Here is a 21,053-nt window from a genome sequence, read left to right as displayed (position 1 = left end):
AAGGCCGCTCCTACAGGCATGTGCGGTTCCTGTAGGAGCGGCCTTGTGCCGCGATGGGGCGCGAAGCGGCCCCAAGCTCATCAGGAATAGCCGCCGTACCATGACCCGCCTACGCTACCTGCAAGCCTACCCACCCCACCTGCAAGAGCAGGTCCGCCAGATGATCGCCACCGATCGCCTGGGCGACTACCTGCACCAGCGCTACCCTGGGCGCCACGACGTGCAGAGCGACAAGGCACTGTACAGTTACGCCCAGGACCTCAAGCAGCACTACCTGCGCAGCGCGCCGAGCCTGGACAAGGTGCTGTTCGACAACCGTCTGGACCTCACCCATCGCGCCTTGGGGCTCAACACCGCCGTTTCCCGGGTGCAGGGCGGCAAGCTCAAGGCCAAGAAGGAAATCCGCATCGCTTCGTTGTTCAAGGAGGCCGCGCCGCAGTTCCTGCGCATGATCGTGGTGCATGAACTGGCACACCTGCGTGAGCGCGACCACAACAAGGCGTTCTACCAACTCTGCCAGCACATGGAGCCGGACTACCATCAACTGGAGTTCGACCTGCGCGTCTACCTGACCTACCGGGAGCTACCGGGCATCACCTGAGGATCGAGCAGCATGGATGTGAGCAAGACCAAGAGCAGTTTCTACCGTCGGCTCTACGTGGCCTGGCTGATCGACAGCCAGACCGCCACCAGCGTGCCGGCGCTGATGGAGGCCACCGGCATGCCCAGGCGCACCGCCCAGGACACCATCGCCGCCCTGGCCGACCTGGACATCGTCTGCGAATTCGAGCAGCAGGCGGGGGCGCGTAACCACGCTGGACACTATCGCATCCATGATTGGGGCGCGATCGACAAGCAGTGGATCATTCAGCACCTGCGCCAGATCCGCGAAGTGCTTGGCTACCCTTGACCGGTTGTGAGCAGGCCCGTCGGGTACTTGTTATTTTTGGATAAAAAGTCTACGGTAGACAAAATATCTATATAGACAGGGATATCCCATGCTCATCGACGACGCCTACCTCGATACGTTGTTCCACGCGATCGCCGAGGCCCATCGCGAGGTGCGCCCCCAAGTTGCGGTGACGCCTTTGGCCCATAGCTTCGGTCTTTCGGCCAAGAGCGGATGCCAGGTGTACCTCAAATGCGAGCACTTGCAGCACACCGGTTCGTTCAAGTACCGGGGCGCGAGCAACAAGTTGCGGCTGCTCGAGGCCACGCAGCGGGGCAAGGGCGTCGTCGCTGCCTCTTCAGGTAATCATGGCCAGGGGCTGGCACTGGCGGGGCAGGCATTGGGGATCCCAGTGACGGTGTACACCACCAGCGATGCTTCACCCTACAAGATCGACGCCATGCGCGCTCTGGGCGCCGATGTGCGCACGCTGGAGATGGACTCGCTGGGGGCTGAGCTCGAAGGTGCCCGCCAGGCACTCCAGCAAGGCAAGCCCTTCGTTTCACCTTATAACGACCCTGAGATCATCGCGGGCCAGGGCACCATCGGCATGGAACTGTTCGAGCAGATGCCGGACCTGGCCGCGGTCTTCGTCGCGGTTGGCGGCGGCGGCCTGATTTCAGGTATCGGCGCAGCCCTGCACCGTCTGGCGCCGTCGGTGGATGTGATCGGTTGCTGGCCCGCCAACGCCCCGACCCTGCAACGTTCGCTGGAAGAAGGGCGGATCATCGAAATGGAGGAGGCGCCGACGATCTCCGATGGCACTGCCGGTGGCGTCGAGCCAGGCAGTATCACCTTGCCGCTTTGCCAGCGTTTGTTGAAAGGCACCGTGCTGGTCAGCGAGCAGGAAATCCGGGACGCGATGCGTGATGTCGCCGCAACCGAGCGCTGGATCATCGAAGGCGCAGCGGGTGTGGCGATGGCCGGCATGCAGAAGATGGCCGATGCCTATCGGGGCAAGAAGGTCGCGGTGGTGCTGTGCGGGCGCAACATTGTGCTGGAAAAATACCTCGAGGCGATCGCATGAAGGTCTTCGATCGGCAGGCGATCCTCGCCAGCCTGGACATCGAACAGGCGGTACTGCGCCTGGAGGAAGGCTTCGTGGCCTTTTCCGAAGGGCGCGTGCAGGTGCCGCCGGTGCAAGCCTTCGCCTTCCCGCATGCCAATGGGGATTGCTGCATCAAGTCGGCCTACCTGGAAGGCAGCGAGACCTTTACCGTGAAGGTGTCCACCGGTTTCTACGACAACCCCGGCAAGGGGCTCGAAAGCAACGACGGGATGATGCTGGTGTTCTGCGCCAGGACCGGGGCGCCGCTGGGCTTGCTGGCCGATGGCGGCTGGCTGACGTGCATCCGCACTGCGCTGGCTGGGCGAATCGTCGCCCGGCTGCTGGCGCCGAGCCGGGTCGAGGCCATTGGCATGCTGGGCACCGGGATGCAGGCTCGCCTGCAACTGGCGCACCTCATGCCGGTGACGGCCTGCCGCGAGCTGGTTGTGTGGGGGCGCGACCCGGCGCGGCTGGAGGCCTATCGTGGGTTCGCCCGGACGCTGGGGTTCAATGTGCGGGTCGCCAGCAAGCCCCAGGAGGTCGCGCAAGCCGCCAACCTGATCGTTTGTGCCACCCCATCGCGCGAGCCGCTGCTGCAGGCGGCGTGGATACGGCCAGGCACCCATGTCACCGCGCTAGGGGCCGATAGTGTCGGCAAGCAGGAGCTGGACCCCGCTTTGGTGGGGATGGCGCAGCGGATCATTGTCGACTCGGCGGCCCAGTGCAGCCAGTACGGCGAAGTTTCCCATGCGCTCGAGGCCGGGCTGATCGAGCGGGCGCAATTGGTGGAATTGGGCGCCGTGCTCGCAGGGCAGGCGCCGGGGCGTGAACATGATGACCAGGTGACGCTGGCGGACCTCACGGGGGTCGCGATCCAGGACGCGCAGATCGCCCAGTGCGCCTGGGCGTCGCTGCAGCGCTAGGCGTCAGGTGTCTTGATGAGGTGGCCTGCCAGGGTGCGCAAAGGCCCCAACTGACGGCAGATCAGCGCCAGTTGGGTCTGCACCAGGCGTTGGTGTTCATCCAGCTCCTCGGGCATCTGTTCCAGGGTATCGGCCAGGGCTTCTTCCGTGTCGCTGTGGACGGCCACTGGCAAGCCCGCTGCCAGGCCGTTGGCGATCTCATCGAGGCTGTTGGCCAGGCCCTGGCCGGCACCGTCGATCAATTGCTCGTGGACTTCGGCCGGCAGCGCGGTGTCGCGATGGGCGCCCAGGCCGGAGAGGTAGCTGAGCAGCGTGTGGGAAAGCACCAGGAAGCGAAAGCCCACGTCTGCGTCCTTGCGAAAGTGCCCAGGCTCCATGAGCATGTTGGCCAGGGTGGTGGACAGGGCTGCGTCGGCGTTGTGCGCGTTGCGCCGGGCCAGGCGGTAGGCCAGGTCGTCGCGTTTGCCATGGGCATACTGCTGCATGATCTGGCGCAGGTAGACGCTGGCGCAGGCCAGGGTATTGGCCAGGACCTTGTTCAATCGCCGACCCTGCCAGTCGGGCAGTACCAGGAAGACCGCAACGATGGCGATCAGGCTGCCGACCAGGGTATCGAACAGGCGGGGCAGGAACAGGCCATAGCCGTCGCCGATCTGGTTGAAGCAGAACAGCACCATCAGCGTGATCGCTGCGGTGGCCAGGGTGTAGCGGGTGGTGCGGTTGACGAAGAACACCACCCCGGCGACCACCGCGAACATGGACTGGATGATCGGGCTGGGGAACAGGTCGAACAGTGCCCACCCCACGGTCAGGCCGATGGCGGTACCGAGGATACGCTGCACCAGCTTGCGCCGGGTGGCGCCGTAGTTGGGCTGGCAGACGAACAGGGTGGTGAGGATGATCCAGTAGCCCTGGGTCGGGTGGATCAGGTGCACCATGCCGTAGCCCACCGACAGTGCCAGGGACAGGCGCAGGGCATGGCGGAACAGCAGCGAGGTCGGTGTCAGCTGGGTGCGCAGGCGGCTCCAGACGTCCTCGAGGTTGCGCGGTGAGCGGTCCAGCAGGCTGCTGTCGCCGGTGTCGGCCAGGCTGTCCGGGTTGCTGGCGGCGCCCAGCAGGCGGTCGAGAGTCGCCAGGTTGCCGGCCAACGCCCGCAAGGAGCGCAGCAGGCTGCGCCAGGCCGGGTTGCTCTGGATGCGCAGGTGCTCCAGCGAGGCATTGAGGTCTTCCAGCGCTTCGGCGAAACCTGTGCCATAGACGAACGGCTGGCGCAGGCGGATCGACTGCGACAATTGCTGGCAGGCCGAGCCCTGCTGGCGCAGCAGGCGCTGGCAACGGAACATCACATCGCTGTGGAAGAACGCTTCGGCCAAGGCGTTGTAGGGGTAGTGCGAAGCGCTGACCCGCTCATGGATGTCCTGGGCCAGGAAGTACAGCTTGAGGTAGCGGCTGACCTTGGAATTCGGCTGGCTGTTGCCGACCCGGTGCAGGATGATCTCCTTGGCCGCATTCAGGGCCGCCACCACCTTGCCGTTCTGCTGCGCCAGCTCCAGACGCCGGGCCTCGAGGTCCAGGTTGCGGATCGGCTCGAACAGGTTGGCCTTGAGCTTGAGGTAGCGGCCGAGCTCGAGGAACAGCTTGGCCAGGCTCTGCTGTACCGGCTGGTTGGAAAACAGGGCCTGCCACAGCACCGACAGCAGGCCGTACCAGGCCGCGCCTGCCACCAGCAGCAGGGGTTCGTGCCAGAAGTCGCTGACCTGGCCGCCGCGCTGGTCCACGCCGATCATGGTGTACACCGAAAGGATCAGCGTGGCCGAGGCGATGGCGCCGTAGCGCTCGCCCAGGGCGCCAAGCATGGTCAGGCCGAAGGTGGCCAGGGCCAGCGCGCCGGCGAACAGCCAGGGGTAGGGGAACAACAGCTCCACCGACAGCGCGGCGATGGCGAAGCACACCAGGGTCACGGCCAGCGCACTCAGGCGGCCTTGCCAGCCGTCGTCGGTCTCGGCCAGGGCGCTGGCGATGATGCCCAGGAACAGCGGGATCAACAGGGCCATTTCGTCCTGGTACCAGCACAGGGCCATGCTGCCGGTCAGGGCGACCGTCACCCGGATGCTGTAGCTGAACTTGTCTTGGCCCCAAAGGCGACGCAATGAATGACGGAGCGAACTCGATGACATGATGGCCTGCTGGCAGTGATCGAATGGATACCTTTCGCGCCGTCCATCGTGGGGCCGCTGCGCGCCCCATCGCGGGACAAGCCCTACCAAAGGGGTGTGCGTAACCCCTGTAGGAGCGGGCTTGTCCCGCGATGGGCTGCGTAGCAGCCCCAATACAATGCCGGCATTGCCACACGGACCAGCAAGAAGCGTTCCGTGCTGCTGAAAGGATTCTACTCTACACGAACTGCGCTGCGGCGTTGGCCGAAGCCCAGGCCCACTGGAAGTTGAAACCACCCAGGTGGCCGGTCACGTCCAGCACCTCGCCGATGAAATACAGCCCCGGGCTCTTGAGCGATTCCATGGTCTTGGACGAGACCTCGCGGGTATCCACGCCGCCCAAGGTCACCTCGGCGGTGCGGTAGCCCTCGGTACCGGCCGGCACCACCTGCCAGGCCGACAGCCTTTCGGCGACCTCGGCCAGTTCGGCCGGGGTGTACTGTTTCATCGGCTTGGAGACGAACCACTGTTCGGCCAACAGGTTGGCCAGTTTGCGGGTGAACACCTCGGCCAGCACGGTCTTGAGCTCGGCATTGGCGCGCTCGGCCTGGACCTGCTGCAGCCAGGCCAGTGCATCGCGGTCCGGCAGCAGGTTGAGTTCGACTGTGTCGCCGGCCTCCCAGAACGAGGAGATCTGCAGGATCGCCGGGCCGCTCAGGCCGCGGTGGGTGAACAGCAGGTTTTCCCGGAAGCTGGTGCCGTTGCAGCTGGCGATGCAGTCCAGCGAAGTGCCGGAAAGCTCGGTGCATAGTGCCTTGAGTTGGGGCTCGGTGATGGTGAATGGCACCAGACCGGCGCGCGTGGGCAGCAGGCTGTGGCCAAATTGGCGCGCCACTTGGTAGCCAAAGCCGGTAGCGCCCAGGGTCGGGATCGACAGGCCGCCGGTGGCGATCACCAGGGATTGGCAGGCGAACTGGCCGGCGCTGGTCTGCAGCAGGTAGCCGCCTTCGGTCTTCTCGATCTGTTCGATGCTGGTGTGCATGCGAATCTCGGCGCCGGCCTCGTCGCACTCGGCCAGCAGCATGTCGAGGATGTCGCTGGCCTTGTTGTCGCAGAACAGCTGGCCGAGCTTCTTCTCGTGGTAGGGCACGGCGTGCTTGGCCACCAGCTCGATGAAGTCCCACTGGGTGTAGCGGGCCAGGGCCGACTTGCAGAAATGCGGGTTGTGCGAGAGGAAATTGGCCGGCTCGGTGTACAGGTTGGTGAAGTTGCAGCGACCGCCCCCGGACATGAGGATCTTCTTGCCTGGCTTGTTGGCGTGGTCGAGCACCAGCACACGGCGGCTGCGGCGGGCGGTGAGCTGGGCGCACATCAGGCCGGCGGCGCCAGCGCCGAGGATGATCACGTCGGTGGAATGCACGGTGTTACCTCTTCAAGACTGCCGGGGCTGCTGTGCAGCCCTTTCGCGGCACAGCGGCCCCAGGAAAATAGGTCAGACGATGCGGACTTTCAGGGATCGGCCCTTGATCTTGCCGCTGTTCAAGCGCTGCATGGCCTGCTTGGCCACGGCGCGCTCCACGGCCACGAACGCCTGGAAGTCGAAGATGGCGATCTTGCCCACCTGCTTGCCCGCAATCCCGGCATCGCCGGTCAGCGCCCCCAGGATGTCACCTGGGCGCAGCTTGTCCTTGCGCCCCGCAGCGATGCACAGGGTGGTCATGGTCGGCAGCAGTGGCTCACCGCCCTTGTTCTTCAGGCTGTCGAGCTGTTCCCAGCGCAGCGGGCGCTTCTGCAGGTCTTCGATAGCCTGGGCGCGATGCCCTTCGGCAGGGGCGACCAGGCTGATGGCGATGCCTTTCTCGCCTGCGCGCCCGGTTCGGCCGACGCGGTGCACATGGATCTCGGCATCACGGGCCAGTTCGACGTTGATGACCATGTCCAGGCCATCGATGTCCAGGCCACGGGCGGCCACGTCGGTGGCGACCAGTACCGAGCTGCTGCGGTTGGCGAACATCGTCAGCACCTGGTCGCGGTCGCGCTGCTCCAGGTCGCCGTGTAGGGCCTGGGCGACGATGCCCTTGGCGGTCAGGTGGGCGACCACGTCCTCGCACTGCTGCTTGGTGAAGCAGAACGCCACGCACGATTGTGGGCGGTAATGGCCCAGCACGCGGGTGACGGCTTCCAGGCGCTGTTGCGGGTCGATCTCGATGAAGCGCTGCTCGATCTGGTTGTCGGCGTGCAGGCTCTCGACCTTCACCTGTTGAGGCTTGCGCATGAAATCGGCGGCCAGTTGCTCGATGCCGGCCGGGTAGGTGGCCGAGAACAGCAGGGTCTGGCGGCGCGACGGGGTCTTGCCGATGATGCTGGCGATGGCGTCGAAGAAGCCCATGTCGAGCATGCGGTCGGCCTCGTCCAGGACCAGGGTGTTGAGCCCGTCGAGCACTAGAGTGCCCTTGTCCAGATGCTGCTGCACCCGGCCCGGGGTGCCGACGATGATGTGCGCACCATGCTCCAGCGAGGCGATCTGCGGGCCGAGGGACACGCCACCACAGAGAGTGAGGACCTTGATGTTGTCCTCGGCCCGGGCCAGGCGACGCAATTCCTTGGCCACCTGGTCGGCGAGCTCGCGGGTCGGGCACAGCACCAGAGCCTGGCAGCCGAAGTAGCGCGGGTTGAGCGGGTTGAGCAGGCCGATGCCGAAGGCGGCGGTCTTGCCGCTGCCGGTCTTGGCCTGGGCGATCAGGTCCTGGCCCTTGAGGATGACCGGCAGGCTCTGGGCCTGGATCGGCGTCATCGAGGTGTAGCCGAGGGCGTCCAGGTTGGCCAGCATGGCAGCGGACAGCGGCAGGGTGGCGAAGGCGGTGGAGTCGGTGGTCACGAGGCGGGCCTGCGTTGCGAAGCGAAAAATGCCGCACAGTCTAGCAGCCTCGTGGCCATTCGCCCTACGACTCCATGTGCGCTTCCGGACGACGGGCGCGCCTTCCGTCCGTCGGCGCGAGTTGCAGGAAGATCGCTGCCGCGAGCATGGCCATCAGGCCGATGGTCAGGAAGGTCAGCTGGAAGGCCCCCAGCGTGCTTTCCACGCCTTCGGCGCTGCCGGCTGCACTGAAGCCACCAAGCAGGGCACCGGCACAGGCCACCCCCAGGCTCAGCGACAGTTGCGCGACCACCGACAACAGGCTGTTGCCGCTGCTGGCGTGGGCGTCGTCCAGGTCGATCAGGGTCACGGTGTTCATGGCCGTGAACTGCATCGAGTTGACCGCGCCGAGCAGGGCCAGTTGTACCAACAGCAGGGCATAGGGCGTCTGTTCGTCCACCAGCCCCAGGCTGGCCAACAGCACACCGAGTAGCAGGGTGTTGCCGGTGAGGATGATGCGGTAGCCGAAGCGCTCGATCAGCGGGCCGGCGATGGATTTGGCCAGCATCGCCGCCGCCGCCAGCGGGATCATGCTCATGCCGGCCTCGGCCGGTGAATAGCCCAGCGCCACCTGCAACAGCAGTGGCACGAGGAAGGGCAGGGCGCCGCTGCCCAGGCGCGCGAACAGGTTACCGAGGATGCCGATGGCGAAGGTGCGCACACGGAACAGGCTGGGCGGGAACAGCGGCTCCGGGTCGCGCCCGGCGCGCAGCCAGTACGCGGCCAGGCACGCCATGCCGGCGAACAGCAGGAGCATGACCCGCAGGTGTGGCAGGTGCAGTTCGCCCAGGCCCTCCATGGCGATGGTGATCAGCACCATCGCCGCGCCGAACAGGATGAAACCAGGGCCGTCGAACGTGGTGCGCTCGACGCCGCGCAGGTCGGGGATGAACTTCCACACGGCATAGCAGCCCAGTGCGCCGACGGGCAGGTTGATCAGGAAGATCCAGTGCCAGCTGAGGATCTCCACCAGCCAGCCGCCCAGCGTCGGCCCCAGCAGGGGGCCGAGCAGGCCGGGGATGGTGACGAAGCTCATGATTCGCACCAGCTCCGAGCGCGGGTAGGCGCGTAGCACCACCAGCCGGCCGACCGGCAACATCAGGGCGCCGCCCAGGCCTTGGATGACCCGGGCGAGGATCAGGAAGGTCAGGCTATTGGCCATGGCGCACAGCAGCGAGCCGAGGCTGAAGAGGATGATGGCGCTGAAGAAGATGCGCTTGGTGCCGAAACGGTCGGCGATCCAGCCCGAGGCAGGGATCAACAAGGCGACGGTGAGCATGTAGGCGATGATCACGCCCTGCATGCGCAGCGGGTCTTCGGCCAGGGAGCGGGCCATGGCGGGCAGGGCGGTATTGAGGATGGTGCCGTCCAGGGACTGCATGAAGAAGGCGATGGCCACCACCCAAGGGATCCAGCGGGCGGTGACGGGGTCCAGCGGGGCGCGTTCGGGCATGTGAACCTCATTCTTCCGGAACTGCATGATGCTTCCATGGCGAGGGCTTTGCCCTCGATCGCGGCACAAGGCCGCCAGCGTTCCCTGTAGCGGCCTTGTGCCGCGAAAGGGCTGCGCAGCAGCCCCTGTTCTCCAATCACAGCGTCAGTGTCAGGGCTTTGACCAACGCCCCCGGTAAATGACTCGATCCGGTGCTGCGCTGGCCATAGGTGCTGGTCGACAGGATCAATTCCCGCTCGAGGGTCAGGTCTTCCAATTGGCTGCCCAGCAAACTGTACAGGCTGTCGTCGAAGCGCATGGTGCTGACTGGCCCCTGGATGTGGCCATCCTCGACCCAGAAAGTGGCGAAACGGGTCAGCCCGGTCATGCGCGCGGCCGGCAGGTCGGAGTAGTTCAGGTACCAGAGATTGCTGATGTACAGGCCCGTGCCCAGGTGCTCGAGGATCTGCGCCGATGCCAGCTGCCCCGGCGCCATGCTCAGCGCGCACGGCGACTCGTAGCCGTCGGCGCCGTTGGCCTGCAGTTCGAACTCGGCAGCGCTGCGTGCGCTGACCAGGCGCTCCAGGGCGCGGCCCTCGCTGATCAGACGCAGGTCCTGGCGCGGCGAGCCCTCATCGGAAAACGGCGGGCTCAGCGAACCGCTGACCTGTTCGTCGACGCTGACCCGTGGGCTGAGGCAGGCATCGCCGTTGTACAGGCGCTGCAGGGGGCTGTTGCCGGTGGCCAGCGCTTGGGCGGAAAAGCCGCCCCAGCAGAGCATGCCGGCGATCTCGTCCATGGCCGCGGGGGCCAGGTAGGCCCGGTAGCGGCCGGGCTTGAGGGTGATGGCCGGGCGCCCCAGGAATGCCAGTTGCTCACGGGCCTGGCGTAGACGCGCGACGAAGTGTTCAGCATTCCAGGCCTGGCCCGCATAGTTGGCCTTGACTGCCTGGCCGTTGGCATGGAACAGGCTCCAGTCGAAGTTGAAGCTGTTGGCCTGGTGCCAGCCGAAGGCCCCGAACGAGCTGGCAAAGCCGTGGCAGATGGGGCCTGCGGCATAGATCCCGACCAGGTCCAGGTCGCCGGCCTCGCGCTCGACCAGTGCCAGCACTTCGCTCAGTTCCGGTAGCGGCTCCTGCAGCAGGCTGTGGCTGTGCCAGGCGCTTTCATCGAGCCTCAGGTAGGGGTCGGCCGGGAGCAGCGGCAAGGTCTGGCGCAACTGTGCGAGGCCGTCGCGCAGGCGTTGGCTGTCGAGGGCGGCGTCGTCGCCCAGGGTGACCTGCTGCTGCGCCTGGCGGCCATCGCGCACCAGTCGCAGTTGGACGCTGGCCTGGCTGACCAGGCCAGCCTGGCGTACCTTGGCATGGTTCAGGCGCACGAACTGCGAGTGCTCGGCACTGTAACCGAGGGTGAAATGCTCCCCAGGCTCGATGGCACTGCGCAGGGTGCCGAGCAGGTCTTCGAAACGTTGTTGGTAGCGGGCCATCAGGCATCCCCTCCGAATACGTCGATCTGGCGGAACACGCAGGCCGGCGAGGCGTGGCCGACCCGCACCACCTGGTTGGGTTCGCCCTTGCCGCAGTTGGGCGTGCCGAGCACCTGGAAGGTGCTGTGGTCACCAACGGCGGACAGGTTGCGCCAGAAGTCGGCGGAAATGCCGCGGTAGTTGGGGTTCTTCACCACGCCCTTGAGTTCGCCGTCCTCGATCAACTGGCCCCACTCGCAGCCGAACTGGAATTTGTTACGCGCATCGTCGATGGACCAGGAGCGGTTGGTGCGCATCAGGATGCCGCGCTCGATACCGGCGACCAGTTGCGCAAGCGTCCGGTCGCCCGGTTCGATATTGAGGTTGGCCATGCGGTCGATGGGGGCACGGTTCCAGCCGCAGGCCCGGCTGTTGGCCACGCCCTCCAGGCCCGAGCGGTATTGCGACAACGCCCCGCCCAGGGGGCGCAGCAACAGGCCGTCGCGGATCAGGTACTGCTTGCTCGCCTGGGTGCCATCGTCATCGAAGGCATAGCTGGCCAATTCTTCGCCGATGGTGGGGTCGAAGGTCACGTTGAGCAGGTTCGAGCCGTACTGCAAGTGACCGAAGTCGCTCGCCTTGACGAAGCTGGTGCCGGCGTAGTTGCGTTCGTCGCCCAGGATGCGGTCCATCTCCAGCGGGTGGCCGATGGATTCGTGGATCTGCAGCATCATCTGGTCGGGCATCAGCAGCAGGTCGCGGGGGCCGCTGGGGGTATTGGGCGCCAGCAACAGTTGCAGGGCTTCGTCCGCGATGCGGCGGGCAGCACCGACCAGGCCACAGCGCTCGATGACCTCGAAGCCGCCCTGCTGGCCGAAGTTCTCCCTGCCCAGGCTGCGGCACTGGCTGTCCTGGCCATCGCTGGCAGTCACGCTCAGGCCGGGGAACAGGAAGCGTTGGGCATGGCGCAGTTCGGCACCGGCCGAGTTCAGGTAGGTTTGCTCGACCTGGCTGGTACCCAGGCTCGCCTGCCAGTCTACCAGGCGGCTGTCCCTGGGTACGCTGGCCGATTCGCTGGCGAGCAGCTCGAGGCACTCGGCCAGGCTTGGCAGGGGCTGGTCGAAGTTGGGCGAGACATGGTCGTGACGCTGGCTTGTCACCGGCTGGTCGCGCAGGTCAAGCAAACTGTGGGCGGCGATGGTGCGGGCCAGGGCTTCGGCCTGCTCCAGGGCGTGCTGCAGCCCGGCCTGGGACAGGTCGGCGGTGGCGGCATAGGCCTCGACGCCATTGACGCGCACGGTGAGCATCGCGCCTTCGTCCTGGCTGAAAGAAGGCGGTTCGGCCACATTGCGGCGCACCGACAGGCTCTGGTGCGACTGCTTCACATGGCGCAGGGAAAATATCTCGGCCGAGCTGCGCAGCGCTTTGAAGCGTTGATGCAGCAGGGCGCTGGAATCGAACATGGGAACCTCCGGTGCGCGGTGGCTCCCCCTAGAACCACCCTCATACATTGCCTTGGCGGCTAGGGGCTTGGCCTGGGGCGATGTCTGGACATTATGGCAGCCCGGTACTTGTCGGTCAGGAATTAACGCGCAGCCGGCTACGCACCCAGGCGAACCGGCAGCCTCGATGAGCTCAGGGAGTCGAAACAGCTGTAAGGGAGCGATACGGTGAAGTTACATTCCGTCAATTTTTTTGCGAACGGTCCGATGCAGGTTTGGGAACGGTCTTGCTGCACGACTTTCACGCATCGTTTTTGATGACGGCTTTCTTGAACGAAGGTCGTTGTCATGCCCAACACAAGTGTTTCTATGGAATCCCTCTCGGCCTCGACTCCGGCTGAGCCGCTTCCGCGTTTTCAGGTAGTCGCCATTCCCAAGCTCATCCTGATGATAATGCTCTCCATGGGCAGCTACACGACGTACTGGTACTACCGGCAATGGTTGTTGTACCGAAAGGAACAGGGTGTCCGGCTGGTCCCGCTGTTGCTTTGCCTGTTCGGTGGGCTGCTGCTGTACCCGTTGCTTACGCGGGTAGCGCGGTATGAGCGCGACGCGGGACGATCGGTAGACTGGTCGCCATTGGGGATTACCTTGATGCTATGGCTGCCTCACGTTGCCTTGTTCTGCGCCTGGGTTTTTCTCGGGATGCAGGTGCAAGAGGCCGGTGTGACGCCCGCGACCGTGCGATACGTGTTCGCCGTGGCGGTGTCGGTTCTGCTTTGCCTGAGCCTTCCCTTGGTGGCCATGGTCAAGGTTCAGCAGGTGATCAACGTTTCACAGGGCGATTCATTGGGGCGTGGCAATGCGACGCTGACGGTTGCCAACCTGGTATGGATTCTCATGGCCCTGTTCGTATTGGCGGCATGCTGTGGCCGCTCGATTTGATTTTGCGGTGAGTCCGATCGTGTCGCTAGCTCGATGCTGATCGATGTCTGTACTGGCCCGGGTAAATCGGACCGCCGCGCAGGGATTTCGCAAGTCATGAGAGCGGTGCAATCTCGGTGGGAGCTGGCGACAGCCTGCGATGGGCTGCAAAGCAGCCCCAAGCCTTCAAACGGTGGAGCCGCTTTGCGGCCCATCGCAGGCTCCGCCAGCTCTCATAGAACAACGCATAACTCATTGATTTGACAAGGCCTGTAGGACCGCCGCACCGCCATTCCTACAGAAGAAGGCGGCGCTAGCCACTTGTTCTCTGCCCACAGGCACAGCGCGCGCGACCTTTCGTGTCCCGAAGAACCAGAGCGACCAGAGCTTCAACACTTCACGCCGCCTCCAGCGCTTGAGCCCGGTCAGGCGCCGGACAGGACATTTGCGTACGGATCGTTCCGGTGCCGCCACAACAAGTGTCGATCTATCAATTTTTCCTAAAGCTATTTAAACGGACCCGTTTATGACTTGGCTGGCCGGTCGTCTCCTAGGCGTAGATGGGATGTTCAGCCTACGGAGAGAAGGGGCAGTCAGAACTATCGGAATGTACGGCTCGCCACTTTTAGGGGTTGTTTACGAGCAAATGGGATGGCTATTGTAATTTAAATATCCCCGCGCTGGGTTCGAACAATTGTTTCGTTTCTTGGGTGCCGTGCGCGTAGTCTGAGTTTGCTATTTATCACGTATGAGCGGCACAAGCACTGTCCCACGGGGCCCGGTCATTTTAGTAGGGCAGCTTTCTCCATGACTGTTATTGAACCTGCAGTTCATTGCAATACCCCGACGGTGACGGTATTTGACCGTGGCCTGACCGTTCGCGAAATCGCCTTTTATCGCCACCCCTCTGACGTGGAGCGGACAGATTCGCGTATTACCCGTCATCACTATGACGCCCGTGGTGCTTTACGTCGAAGTGCGGATCCGCGGCTGGGCGAGGCGGGCCAGGCAAACTTTATTCATATCACCGACTTGCTGGGGAACGCCGTGCATACCCAAAGTGTCGATGCCGGTACCACCGTTTCCCTGAATGATGCTGCCGGCCGGTTGTGCCTGAAAATAAGCCATATACAAACGCATGAAGATGGCCAGGCGGATTGCAGCCAGGCCGTGACGCAAACTTTCCAGTATGAGGATGCTGCCCTCCCAGGGCGCCCGCTGTACGTGACCGAGCAAACGGCTGGCGGTGCTTGCTGCATCACCGAACGCTTTGTCTACGGTGGCCGCAGTGTAGAAGAGCAACGCCTGAACTTGGCTGGAATGTGCATCCACCACTACGACACGGCTGGCGTGGTTCAGCGCGGCAGCATTGCCCTGACGGGGGCTGCATTGTCGACCACTCGGCGCCTTTTGAATAATGGCGACGATCCTGACACAGCCATCGATTGGCGAGGCGATGACGCTGTTGCCTGGGATAGCAATCTGGAGCCGATGACCCAGGCCCACACGACGTTAGCGACCACAGATGCTACCGGCACCGCGCTGGGTATCATCGATGCCGCAGGTAATGCGCAGCGCTTGGCTTACGATGTAGCTGGCCGGCTCGTTGGCAGTTGGCTGACCCGCAAAGGGGCGGCAGAGCAGGTAATCGTCAAGTCCCTGACCTACTCGGCGGCAGGGCAGAAACTGCGCGAAGAGCACGGCAACGGCGTGGTTACCACCTACACCTACGAGGCCATGACGCAACGCTTGGCTGGCATCAAGACGACGCGCCCGCCACGCTACTCGAGCGGCGCGAGTGTGCTTCAAGACCTGCGCTATACCTACGACCCTGTGGGCAATGTGCTCAGTGTGCGCAACGACGCCGAGGCTACCCGGTTCTGGCGCAACCAGAAGATGGTGCCGGAAAGCATTTATACCTACGACAGCCATTACCAACTGGCCAGTGCCACTGGCCGCGAAATGGCGAATTCCGGGCAAGGTCGTAACCTCCCGCACCTCACTCCCTTCGACAGCGCCACCTACACCCAATACACCCGCACCTATCGCTATGACCGCGCAGGCAATCTGATCCAGATCCGTCATAGCGCCCCAGCCACCAACAACAGCTATACCACTGAGATCACCGTTAGTGACCGCAGCAACCGTGCGGTGTTGAGCAGCCTTGCGACAGACCCACGGCAGGTCGAGGCGTTGTTCGGCGCAGCAGGCCAGCAGAACGTGTTGTTACCAGGCCAGCAGCTGGCCTGGACGTCGCGTGCCGAGGTGCGATACGTCGCGCCGGTGACGCGTGAAGGCGGCTTGGACGACCGCGAAAGCTACCGGTACGACAGTGCCAGTCAGCGTGTGCTCAAGAGCAGCCTCCAGCGCACGGCTGGAGGCATGCTGACTCAGCGGGTGACCTATCTTCCGGGGCTGGAGCTTCGGCGTACCTCCTTTGGCGAGAAGGTTGCAGAAAGCCTGCAGGTCATGACGGTGGGCGAAGCCGGTCGCGCGCAGGTTCGAATGCTGCACTGGGAGACCGGTAAGCCGCTGGACATTGCGAACGATCAACTGCGCTACAGCTACGACAGCCTGATTGGCAGCAGTGCATTGGAGCTCGATGGGGCGGGCAATGTGATCAGCCAGGAGGAGTATTACCCGTTCGGCGGTACGGCGGTCTGGGTGGCACGAAACGAGATCGAAGGGCGTTACAAAACGATCAGGTATTCGGGTAAGGAACGGGATGCGACAGGGCTGTATTACTACGGTTATCGCTATTACCAGCCGTGGGTGGGGCGTTGGTTGAGTGCGGACCCGGCGGGGACGGTGGATGGGCTGAATCTTTATGCAATGGTGCGGAACAATCCCGTGAGGCTAAAGGATGAAGATGGGCGAACGGGGCGGCCGACGTTTGCGGATGAGGTCGGCGATGAATATAGCGCGCTGGATCAACATCTTAATTTCCCAGAGATAGACCAAAATGTCGTGATCAAGGGTAATAAAAACAGCGAAGCGGAAAGTGAAAATATCACGGTTAGTTTCGTTGGGGGGGTGCCCGCCTATCGCCCGAAAAATGAGTATGAGCGCCTGCAGGAGGGTAAGACGGTTTCCGAGCAGTTTCTCAAGGATCTTCCTCGTGCCGAATATATTTTTCGTAGTCCCATAGACACTCTTTCCGATAACTTCAGGGATATCGAGATAACAAAAGATAACTATGAGCGGGTGTTGGGTGCTTATCTGCCTGCGTTGTCGGAAATTGTGCATCAAGGTGCTCTAAACGGGCTTGCGGATGAAGTAATGTTGGCTTTTGGGCGTCCAAAGGAAGATCTATTCTTCCAGCCAGAGCGCAGGCTGGGCACACAGGACGCCAAAGGAGCCAGATTTACAATAACTCAGGGGAAGGATCAATGGATGGTGAAAGCAGAGATAGAACTTGAGCAAGTGCAGATCGGATCGGAAATTGTGAAGACGGAGGGGCTTGCTATTGGTATCGAGCGGACTGCGTATTTTGATGTGGTGCAGAATGGCGGCATACCAACCTTGTCATACGAGGGTATTAATGAAAATCGAGTGGAAGTCAGTATAAGCTATTCGAAGGCGGTTAAAGCCAATAGAGGGAATCCTCGTAATACATAATAGGCAAGGTTAATTGATATCACTGCTGCAGGTATCGTTATATCTCTGAAAGCAAAAAAGGAGAGCCGAAGCTCTCCTTTTTTCGACAACCCCAGCGTCAGCCAATGGTCATCAGGCTGGCGTTACCACCCGCCGCAGCGGTATTCACGCTCACCGCCCGCTCGATCACCAGGCGCTCCAGGGCGATCTGGTGATCGCCACTGGACAGCCCATGCACACCGACGATGGCACCGGCGCGCTTGGCCACTTGCTCGCAGACGCTGCGCAGCTGATCGGAGTCGCCGTGGTGAATGACCGCGTCGAAGGCGACTTCATCCTTCTGCCAGTCGGCCACCAGCTTGACCTTGGCCTGCAGCTCCTTGGGCAGTCGGGCGCGCAGGCTCTTGGCCGGCTCGCCTTCGGCCCATACTGCCGAGCTGCCCACGGCCAGCACCGCGGCGAACTGGGCCAGCAGGTCGGCTTCGTTGTCGGCCAGGCACAGCACGTGCTCACGCGGCAGTACGGTGTAGGTGTTGCGCTCGCCGGTCGGGCCTGGCAGTACGCGGGTGATGCCGCTCTGGGACTGCTCGGCGAACTGCTCGCACAGCGTGGCCAGCTCGGGCTGGTTGCTGCCAGCCCAGGTCTTGAGGGCGTGCAGCGGCTTGATCAACTGGTCGCGCAGAGCACTGTCGACCTTGCTTTCACCGTCGGCGCACTGGAAGTGGCGGGCGATGGCGTCGGCTGGGCGGGTCGACAGCAGGCGGTAGAGGTACAGCGGGCCACCGGCTTTCGGGCCGGTGCCGGACAGGCCTTCACCACCGAACGGCTGCACGCCGACCACGGCACCGACGATGTTGCGGTTGACGTACATGTTGCCGGCGTTGACGTTGTCCACCACCTTGGCGATGGTCTCGTCGATACGGGTATGCACGCCCAGGGTCAGGCCGTAGCCGGAGGCATTGATCTGCTCGATCAGCTGGTCGAGGTCCTTGCGGTTGTAGCGCACCACGTGCAGCACCGGGCCGAAGATCTCGCGCTTGAGCTCGTCGAAGCTCTCCAGCTCGATCAGGGTCGGCATGACGAAGGTGCCGCGCTTGCATTCCTCGGCATTGGCGATGGCCACCTGATACACCGCGCGGCCTTTCTCGCGCATGCCCTGGATGTGCTTCTCGATACCGGCCTTGGCTTCGGCGTCGATCACCGGGCCGATGTCCACGGACAGGCGCTCTGGGTTGCCCAGGCGGCTTTCGGCCATGGCGCCCTTGAGCATCTCGACCACGCGGTCGGCGGAGTCTTCCTGCAGACACAGCACGCGCAGGGCCGAGCAACGTTGGCCGGCGCTGTCGAAAGCCGAGGACACCACGTCGATCACCACCTGCTCGGTCAGCGCCGAGGAGTCGACGATCATGGCGTTCTGGCCGCCGGTTTCGGCGATCAGCGGGATCGGGCGGCCCTGGGCATCCAGGCGGCCGGCGATATTGCGCTGCAGCAGGCGCGCCACTTCGGTGGAGCCGGTGAACATCACGCCCTTGACGCGTTCATCGCCGACCAGGCCGGCACCGACGGTCTCGCCGCGACCCGGCAGCAGTTGCAGCACGCCTTCGGGGATGCCGGCTTCGAGTAGCAGGCGCACGGCCTGGGCAGCGACCAGCGGGGTCTGTTCGGCCGGCTTGGCCAATACCGGGTTGCCGGCGGCCAGGGCGGCGGCAACCTGGCCGGTGAAGATCGCCAGCGGGAAGTTCCACGGGCTGATGCATACCACCGGGCCCAGCGGGCGGTGGGCGTCGTTGCTGAAGTCGTTGCGAGCCTGGACGGCGTAGTAGCGCAGGAAGTCCACGGCCTCGCGCACTTCGGCGATAGCGTTGGCGAAGGTCTTGCCGGCTTCGCGTACCAGCAGACCCATCAGCGGCTGGATCTCGGCTTCCATCAGGTCGGCGGTGCGCTCGAGGATCGCGGCGCGCTCGGCCGGCGGTGTGGCCTGCCAGATCGGTGCGGCGTTGAGGGCGCACTGGATGGCATTGTCGACATCGGCGACCGTCGCTTCCTGCACGTGGCCCACCACATCGCGGTGGTCCGACGGGTTGAGCACGGGTGCGGCAGGTTGGTCGCTGGCGGCGCAGGCCAGCAGCGGGGCAGCCTTCCAGTCGTTGTGGGCGGTGGCCAGCAGAGCGCAGGACAGCGACGCCAGGCGATGCTCGTTGGCCATGTCGATACCGGCCGAGTTGGCCCGCTCGTTGCCATAGAGGTCGCGTGGCAGCGGGATGCGCGGGTGCGGCAGGCCGATCTGGCCTTCCTGGGTAGCCATGCGCTCGATGCTGGCGACCGGGTCGGCGACCAGTTCCTGGATGGAGATCGAGTGGTCGGCGATGCGGTTGACGAACGAGGTGTTGGCGCCGTTTTCCAGCAGGCGACGCACCAGGTAGGCCAGCAGGGTTTCATGGGTGCCGACCGGTGCATAGACGCGGCACGGGCGGTTCAGCTTGCCTTCGGAAACCTTGCCCACCACCTGCTCGTACAGCGGCTCGCCCATGCCGTGCAGGCACTGGAACTCGTACTGGCCCGGGTAGTAGTTCTGGCCGGCGATGTGGTAGATGGCCGACAGGGTGTGGGCGTTGTGGGTGGCGAACTGCGGGTAGATGGCTTCGGGTACCGACAACAGCTTGCGTGCGCAGGCGATGTAGGACACGTCGGTGTACACCTTGCGGGTATAGACCGGGTAGCCTTCCAGGCCTTCGACCTGGGCGCGCTTGATCTCGCTGTCCCAGTACGCGCCTTTCACCAGGCGGATCATCAGGCGGTGGCGGCTGCGCTTGGCCAGGTCGATGACATAGTCGATCACGTACGGGCAACGCTTCTGGTAGGCCTGGATGACGAAGCCGATGCCGTTCCAGCCGGCCAGCGACGGCTCGAAGCACAGGCGCTCCAGCAGGTCCAGGGACAGTTCCAGGCGGTCGGCTTCCTCGGCGTCGATGTTCAGGCCGATGTCGTATTGCTTGGCCAGCAGGGTCAGCGACAGCAGACGCGGATACAGCTCTTCCATCACGCGCTCGTACTGGGCGCGGCTGTAGCGCGGGTGCAGGGCCGACAGCTTGATGGAGATGCCTGGGCCTTCATAGATGCCACGGCCGTGGGAAGCCTTGCCGATCGAGTGGATCGCCTGCTCATAGGACGCCAGGTACTTCTGCGCGTCATGTTCGGTCAGGGCGGCCTCGCCGAGCATGTCGTAGGAGTAGCGGAAGCCCTTGGACTCGAAGCGGCTGGCGTTGGCCAGGGCTTCGGCGATGGTCTCACCGGTGACGAACTGTTCGCCCATCAGGCGCATGGCCATGTCGACACCCTTGCGGATCATCGGCTCGCCGCTCTTGCCGATGATGCGGGTGAGCGAGGAGGTCAGGCCGGATTCGTTGTGGGTGGAGACCAGCTTGCCGGTCAACAGCAGGCCCCAGGTGGCGGCGTTGACGAACAGCGACGGGCTGTTGCCCAGGTGCGGCTGCCAGTTGCCGGTGCTGATCTTGTCGCGGATCAGCGCATCGCGGGTACCCTTGTCGGGGATGCGCAGCAGGGCCTCGGCCAGGCACATCAGGGCCACGCCTTCCTGGGACGACAGGGAGAATTCCTGCAGCAGGCCTTGGACGATACCGGCACGACCACCGGTGCTCTTCTGGTTGCGCAGTTTCTCGGCGATACCGGCGGCCAGCTTGTTGGTGGCGTCTGCCTGCTCGACCGACAGGCGAGCCTGCTCGAGCAGCATCGGTACCACTTCCGGCTCGGGGCGGCGGTAGGCGGCGGTGATGGCCGAGCGCAGCACCGATTGCGGCAGGATGCTCTCGGCGAACTCCAGGAAGCACTGGTGGCTGTGGTCGGGTTGGACTTCGCCGGCGTCATCGCCAGCGCTGCTGCCGTGGCCGCTCAGTTCGTTCAGGGTGGCGCCACCCTCGAGCTTCTCCAGGTAATTGAAGATCGCTTGCTTGATCAACCAGTGCGGCGTGCGGTCGATGGACTGCGCAGCTGCTTTGAGTCGCTCACGGGTCGGGTCGTCGAGTTTGACCCCAAGGGTGGTCGTCGCCATTTTTTATCCTCGTTATTGCCACGGGTGTGGCCTAAGCTGGACGCAAGATTAGCTGTAGGACAAATCAGGTGCAACCGGGTGCAACCCGATTTTTATGTTGAAAAGGTGCAACTCGTCTGGAGGTTTTTCTT

General features: G+C 63.9%; 13 protein-coding genes. 6 read left to right on the top strand and 7 right to left on the bottom strand.

Annotated elements, in window-relative coordinates; all coding sequences use genetic code 11:
• The first annotated feature begins 100 nt into the window (after positions 1 to 100).
• The 4 genes from K8374_RS21625 (at position 101) to K8374_RS21610 (ending at position 2,920) form a co-directional block, all read left to right on the top strand.
• Positions 101 to 601, top strand: a complete 501-nt coding sequence (locus tag K8374_RS21625) for a M48 family metallopeptidase (RefSeq protein ID WP_224457140.1) — start codon at positions 101 to 103, stop codon at positions 599 to 601.
• Between the two features lie 12 nt (positions 602 to 613).
• On the top strand, positions 614 to 910 hold the full coding sequence (locus K8374_RS21620; RefSeq protein ID WP_224457139.1) for a helix-turn-helix domain-containing protein: 297 nt from the start codon (positions 614 to 616) through the stop codon (positions 908 to 910).
• Positions 911 to 998: 88 nt separating this feature from the next.
• The gene (locus tag K8374_RS21615; protein ID WP_224457138.1) at positions 999 to 1,976 is read left to right on the top strand and encodes a threonine/serine dehydratase; all 978 of its coding nucleotides are present in this window, start codon (positions 999 to 1,001) and stop codon (positions 1,974 to 1,976) included.
• The gene (locus tag K8374_RS21610) at positions 1,973 to 2,920 is read left to right on the top strand and encodes an ornithine cyclodeaminase family protein (RefSeq protein WP_224457137.1); all 948 of its coding nucleotides are present in this window, start codon (positions 1,973 to 1,975) and stop codon (positions 2,918 to 2,920) included. Before K8374_RS21615 ends, K8374_RS21610 begins: the two co-directional genes overlap by 4 nt.
• Here the strand turns inward: K8374_RS21610 and yccS are convergent.
• The 6 genes from yccS to K8374_RS21580 all read right to left on the bottom strand — a co-directional run bounded on the left by yccS (position 2,917) and on the right by K8374_RS21580 (position 12,353).
• On the bottom strand, positions 2,917 to 5,097 hold the full coding sequence (gene yccS, locus K8374_RS21605) for a YccS family putative transporter (protein ID WP_224457136.1): 2,181 nt from the start codon (positions 5,095 to 5,097) through the stop codon (positions 2,917 to 2,919). The two genes, K8374_RS21610 and yccS, sit on opposite strands and share 4 nt — an antisense overlap.
• 217 nt (positions 5,098 to 5,314) lie before the next feature.
• Positions 5,315 to 6,496, bottom strand: coding sequence for an NAD(P)/FAD-dependent oxidoreductase (locus K8374_RS21600; RefSeq protein WP_224457135.1), 1,182 nt, complete (start codon positions 6,494 to 6,496; stop codon positions 5,315 to 5,317).
• 72 nt (positions 6,497 to 6,568) lie between these two features.
• Complete coding sequence (gene dbpA / locus K8374_RS21595) at positions 6,569 to 7,906, bottom strand: ATP-dependent RNA helicase DbpA (RefSeq protein WP_263498543.1); 1,338 nt, start codon at positions 7,904 to 7,906, stop codon at positions 6,569 to 6,571.
• 112 nt (positions 7,907 to 8,018) lie between these two features.
• Positions 8,019 to 9,446: a multidrug transporter subunit MdtD gene (mdtD, locus tag K8374_RS21590; protein ID WP_224457133.1), complete on the bottom strand. Its 1,428-nt coding sequence runs from the start codon at positions 9,444 to 9,446 to the stop codon at positions 8,019 to 8,021.
• A gap of 136 nt (positions 9,447 to 9,582) precedes the next feature.
• A complete protein-coding gene (locus K8374_RS21585) occupies positions 9,583 to 10,911 on the bottom strand; it encodes a TldD/PmbA family protein (protein ID WP_224457132.1) in 1,329 nt (442 codons plus the stop codon).
• Positions 10,911 to 12,353 (bottom strand): TldD/PmbA family protein, encoded by a 1,443-nt coding sequence (locus K8374_RS21580; protein WP_224457131.1) that lies wholly within the window; start codon positions 12,351 to 12,353, stop codon positions 10,911 to 10,913. The genes K8374_RS21585 and K8374_RS21580 overlap by 1 nt, the downstream gene beginning before the upstream one ends.
• A 327-nt stretch (positions 12,354 to 12,680) precedes the next feature.
• Here K8374_RS21580 and K8374_RS21575 point away from each other — a divergent pair, with 327 nt between their 5' ends.
• Entirely contained in the window at positions 12,681 to 13,277 is a 597-nt protein-coding gene (locus tag K8374_RS21575; RefSeq protein WP_224457130.1) for a hypothetical protein, read from the top strand.
• A gap of 786 nt (positions 13,278 to 14,063) precedes the next feature.
• Entirely contained in the window at positions 14,064 to 16,874 is a 2,811-nt protein-coding gene (locus K8374_RS21570) for an RHS repeat domain-containing protein (protein WP_224457129.1), read from the top strand.
• 97 nt (positions 16,875 to 16,971) lie between these two features.
• Here K8374_RS21570 and putA read toward each other — a convergent pair whose 3' ends face one another.
• A complete protein-coding gene (putA, locus tag K8374_RS21565; RefSeq protein WP_224457128.1) occupies positions 16,972 to 20,922 on the bottom strand; it encodes a trifunctional transcriptional regulator/proline dehydrogenase/L-glutamate gamma-semialdehyde dehydrogenase in 3,951 nt (1,316 codons plus the stop codon).
• Positions 20,923 to 21,053: the final 131 nt, after the last annotated feature.

It is taken from the genome of Pseudomonas sp. p1(2021b) (assembly GCF_020151015.1).
GTDB classification, from domain to species: Bacteria; Pseudomonadota; Gammaproteobacteria; order Pseudomonadales; family Pseudomonadaceae; genus Aquipseudomonas; species Aquipseudomonas putida_K.
Note: the sequence above shows the minus strand (reverse complement) of the source record. Positions and strands in the feature narration are given on the sequence as shown.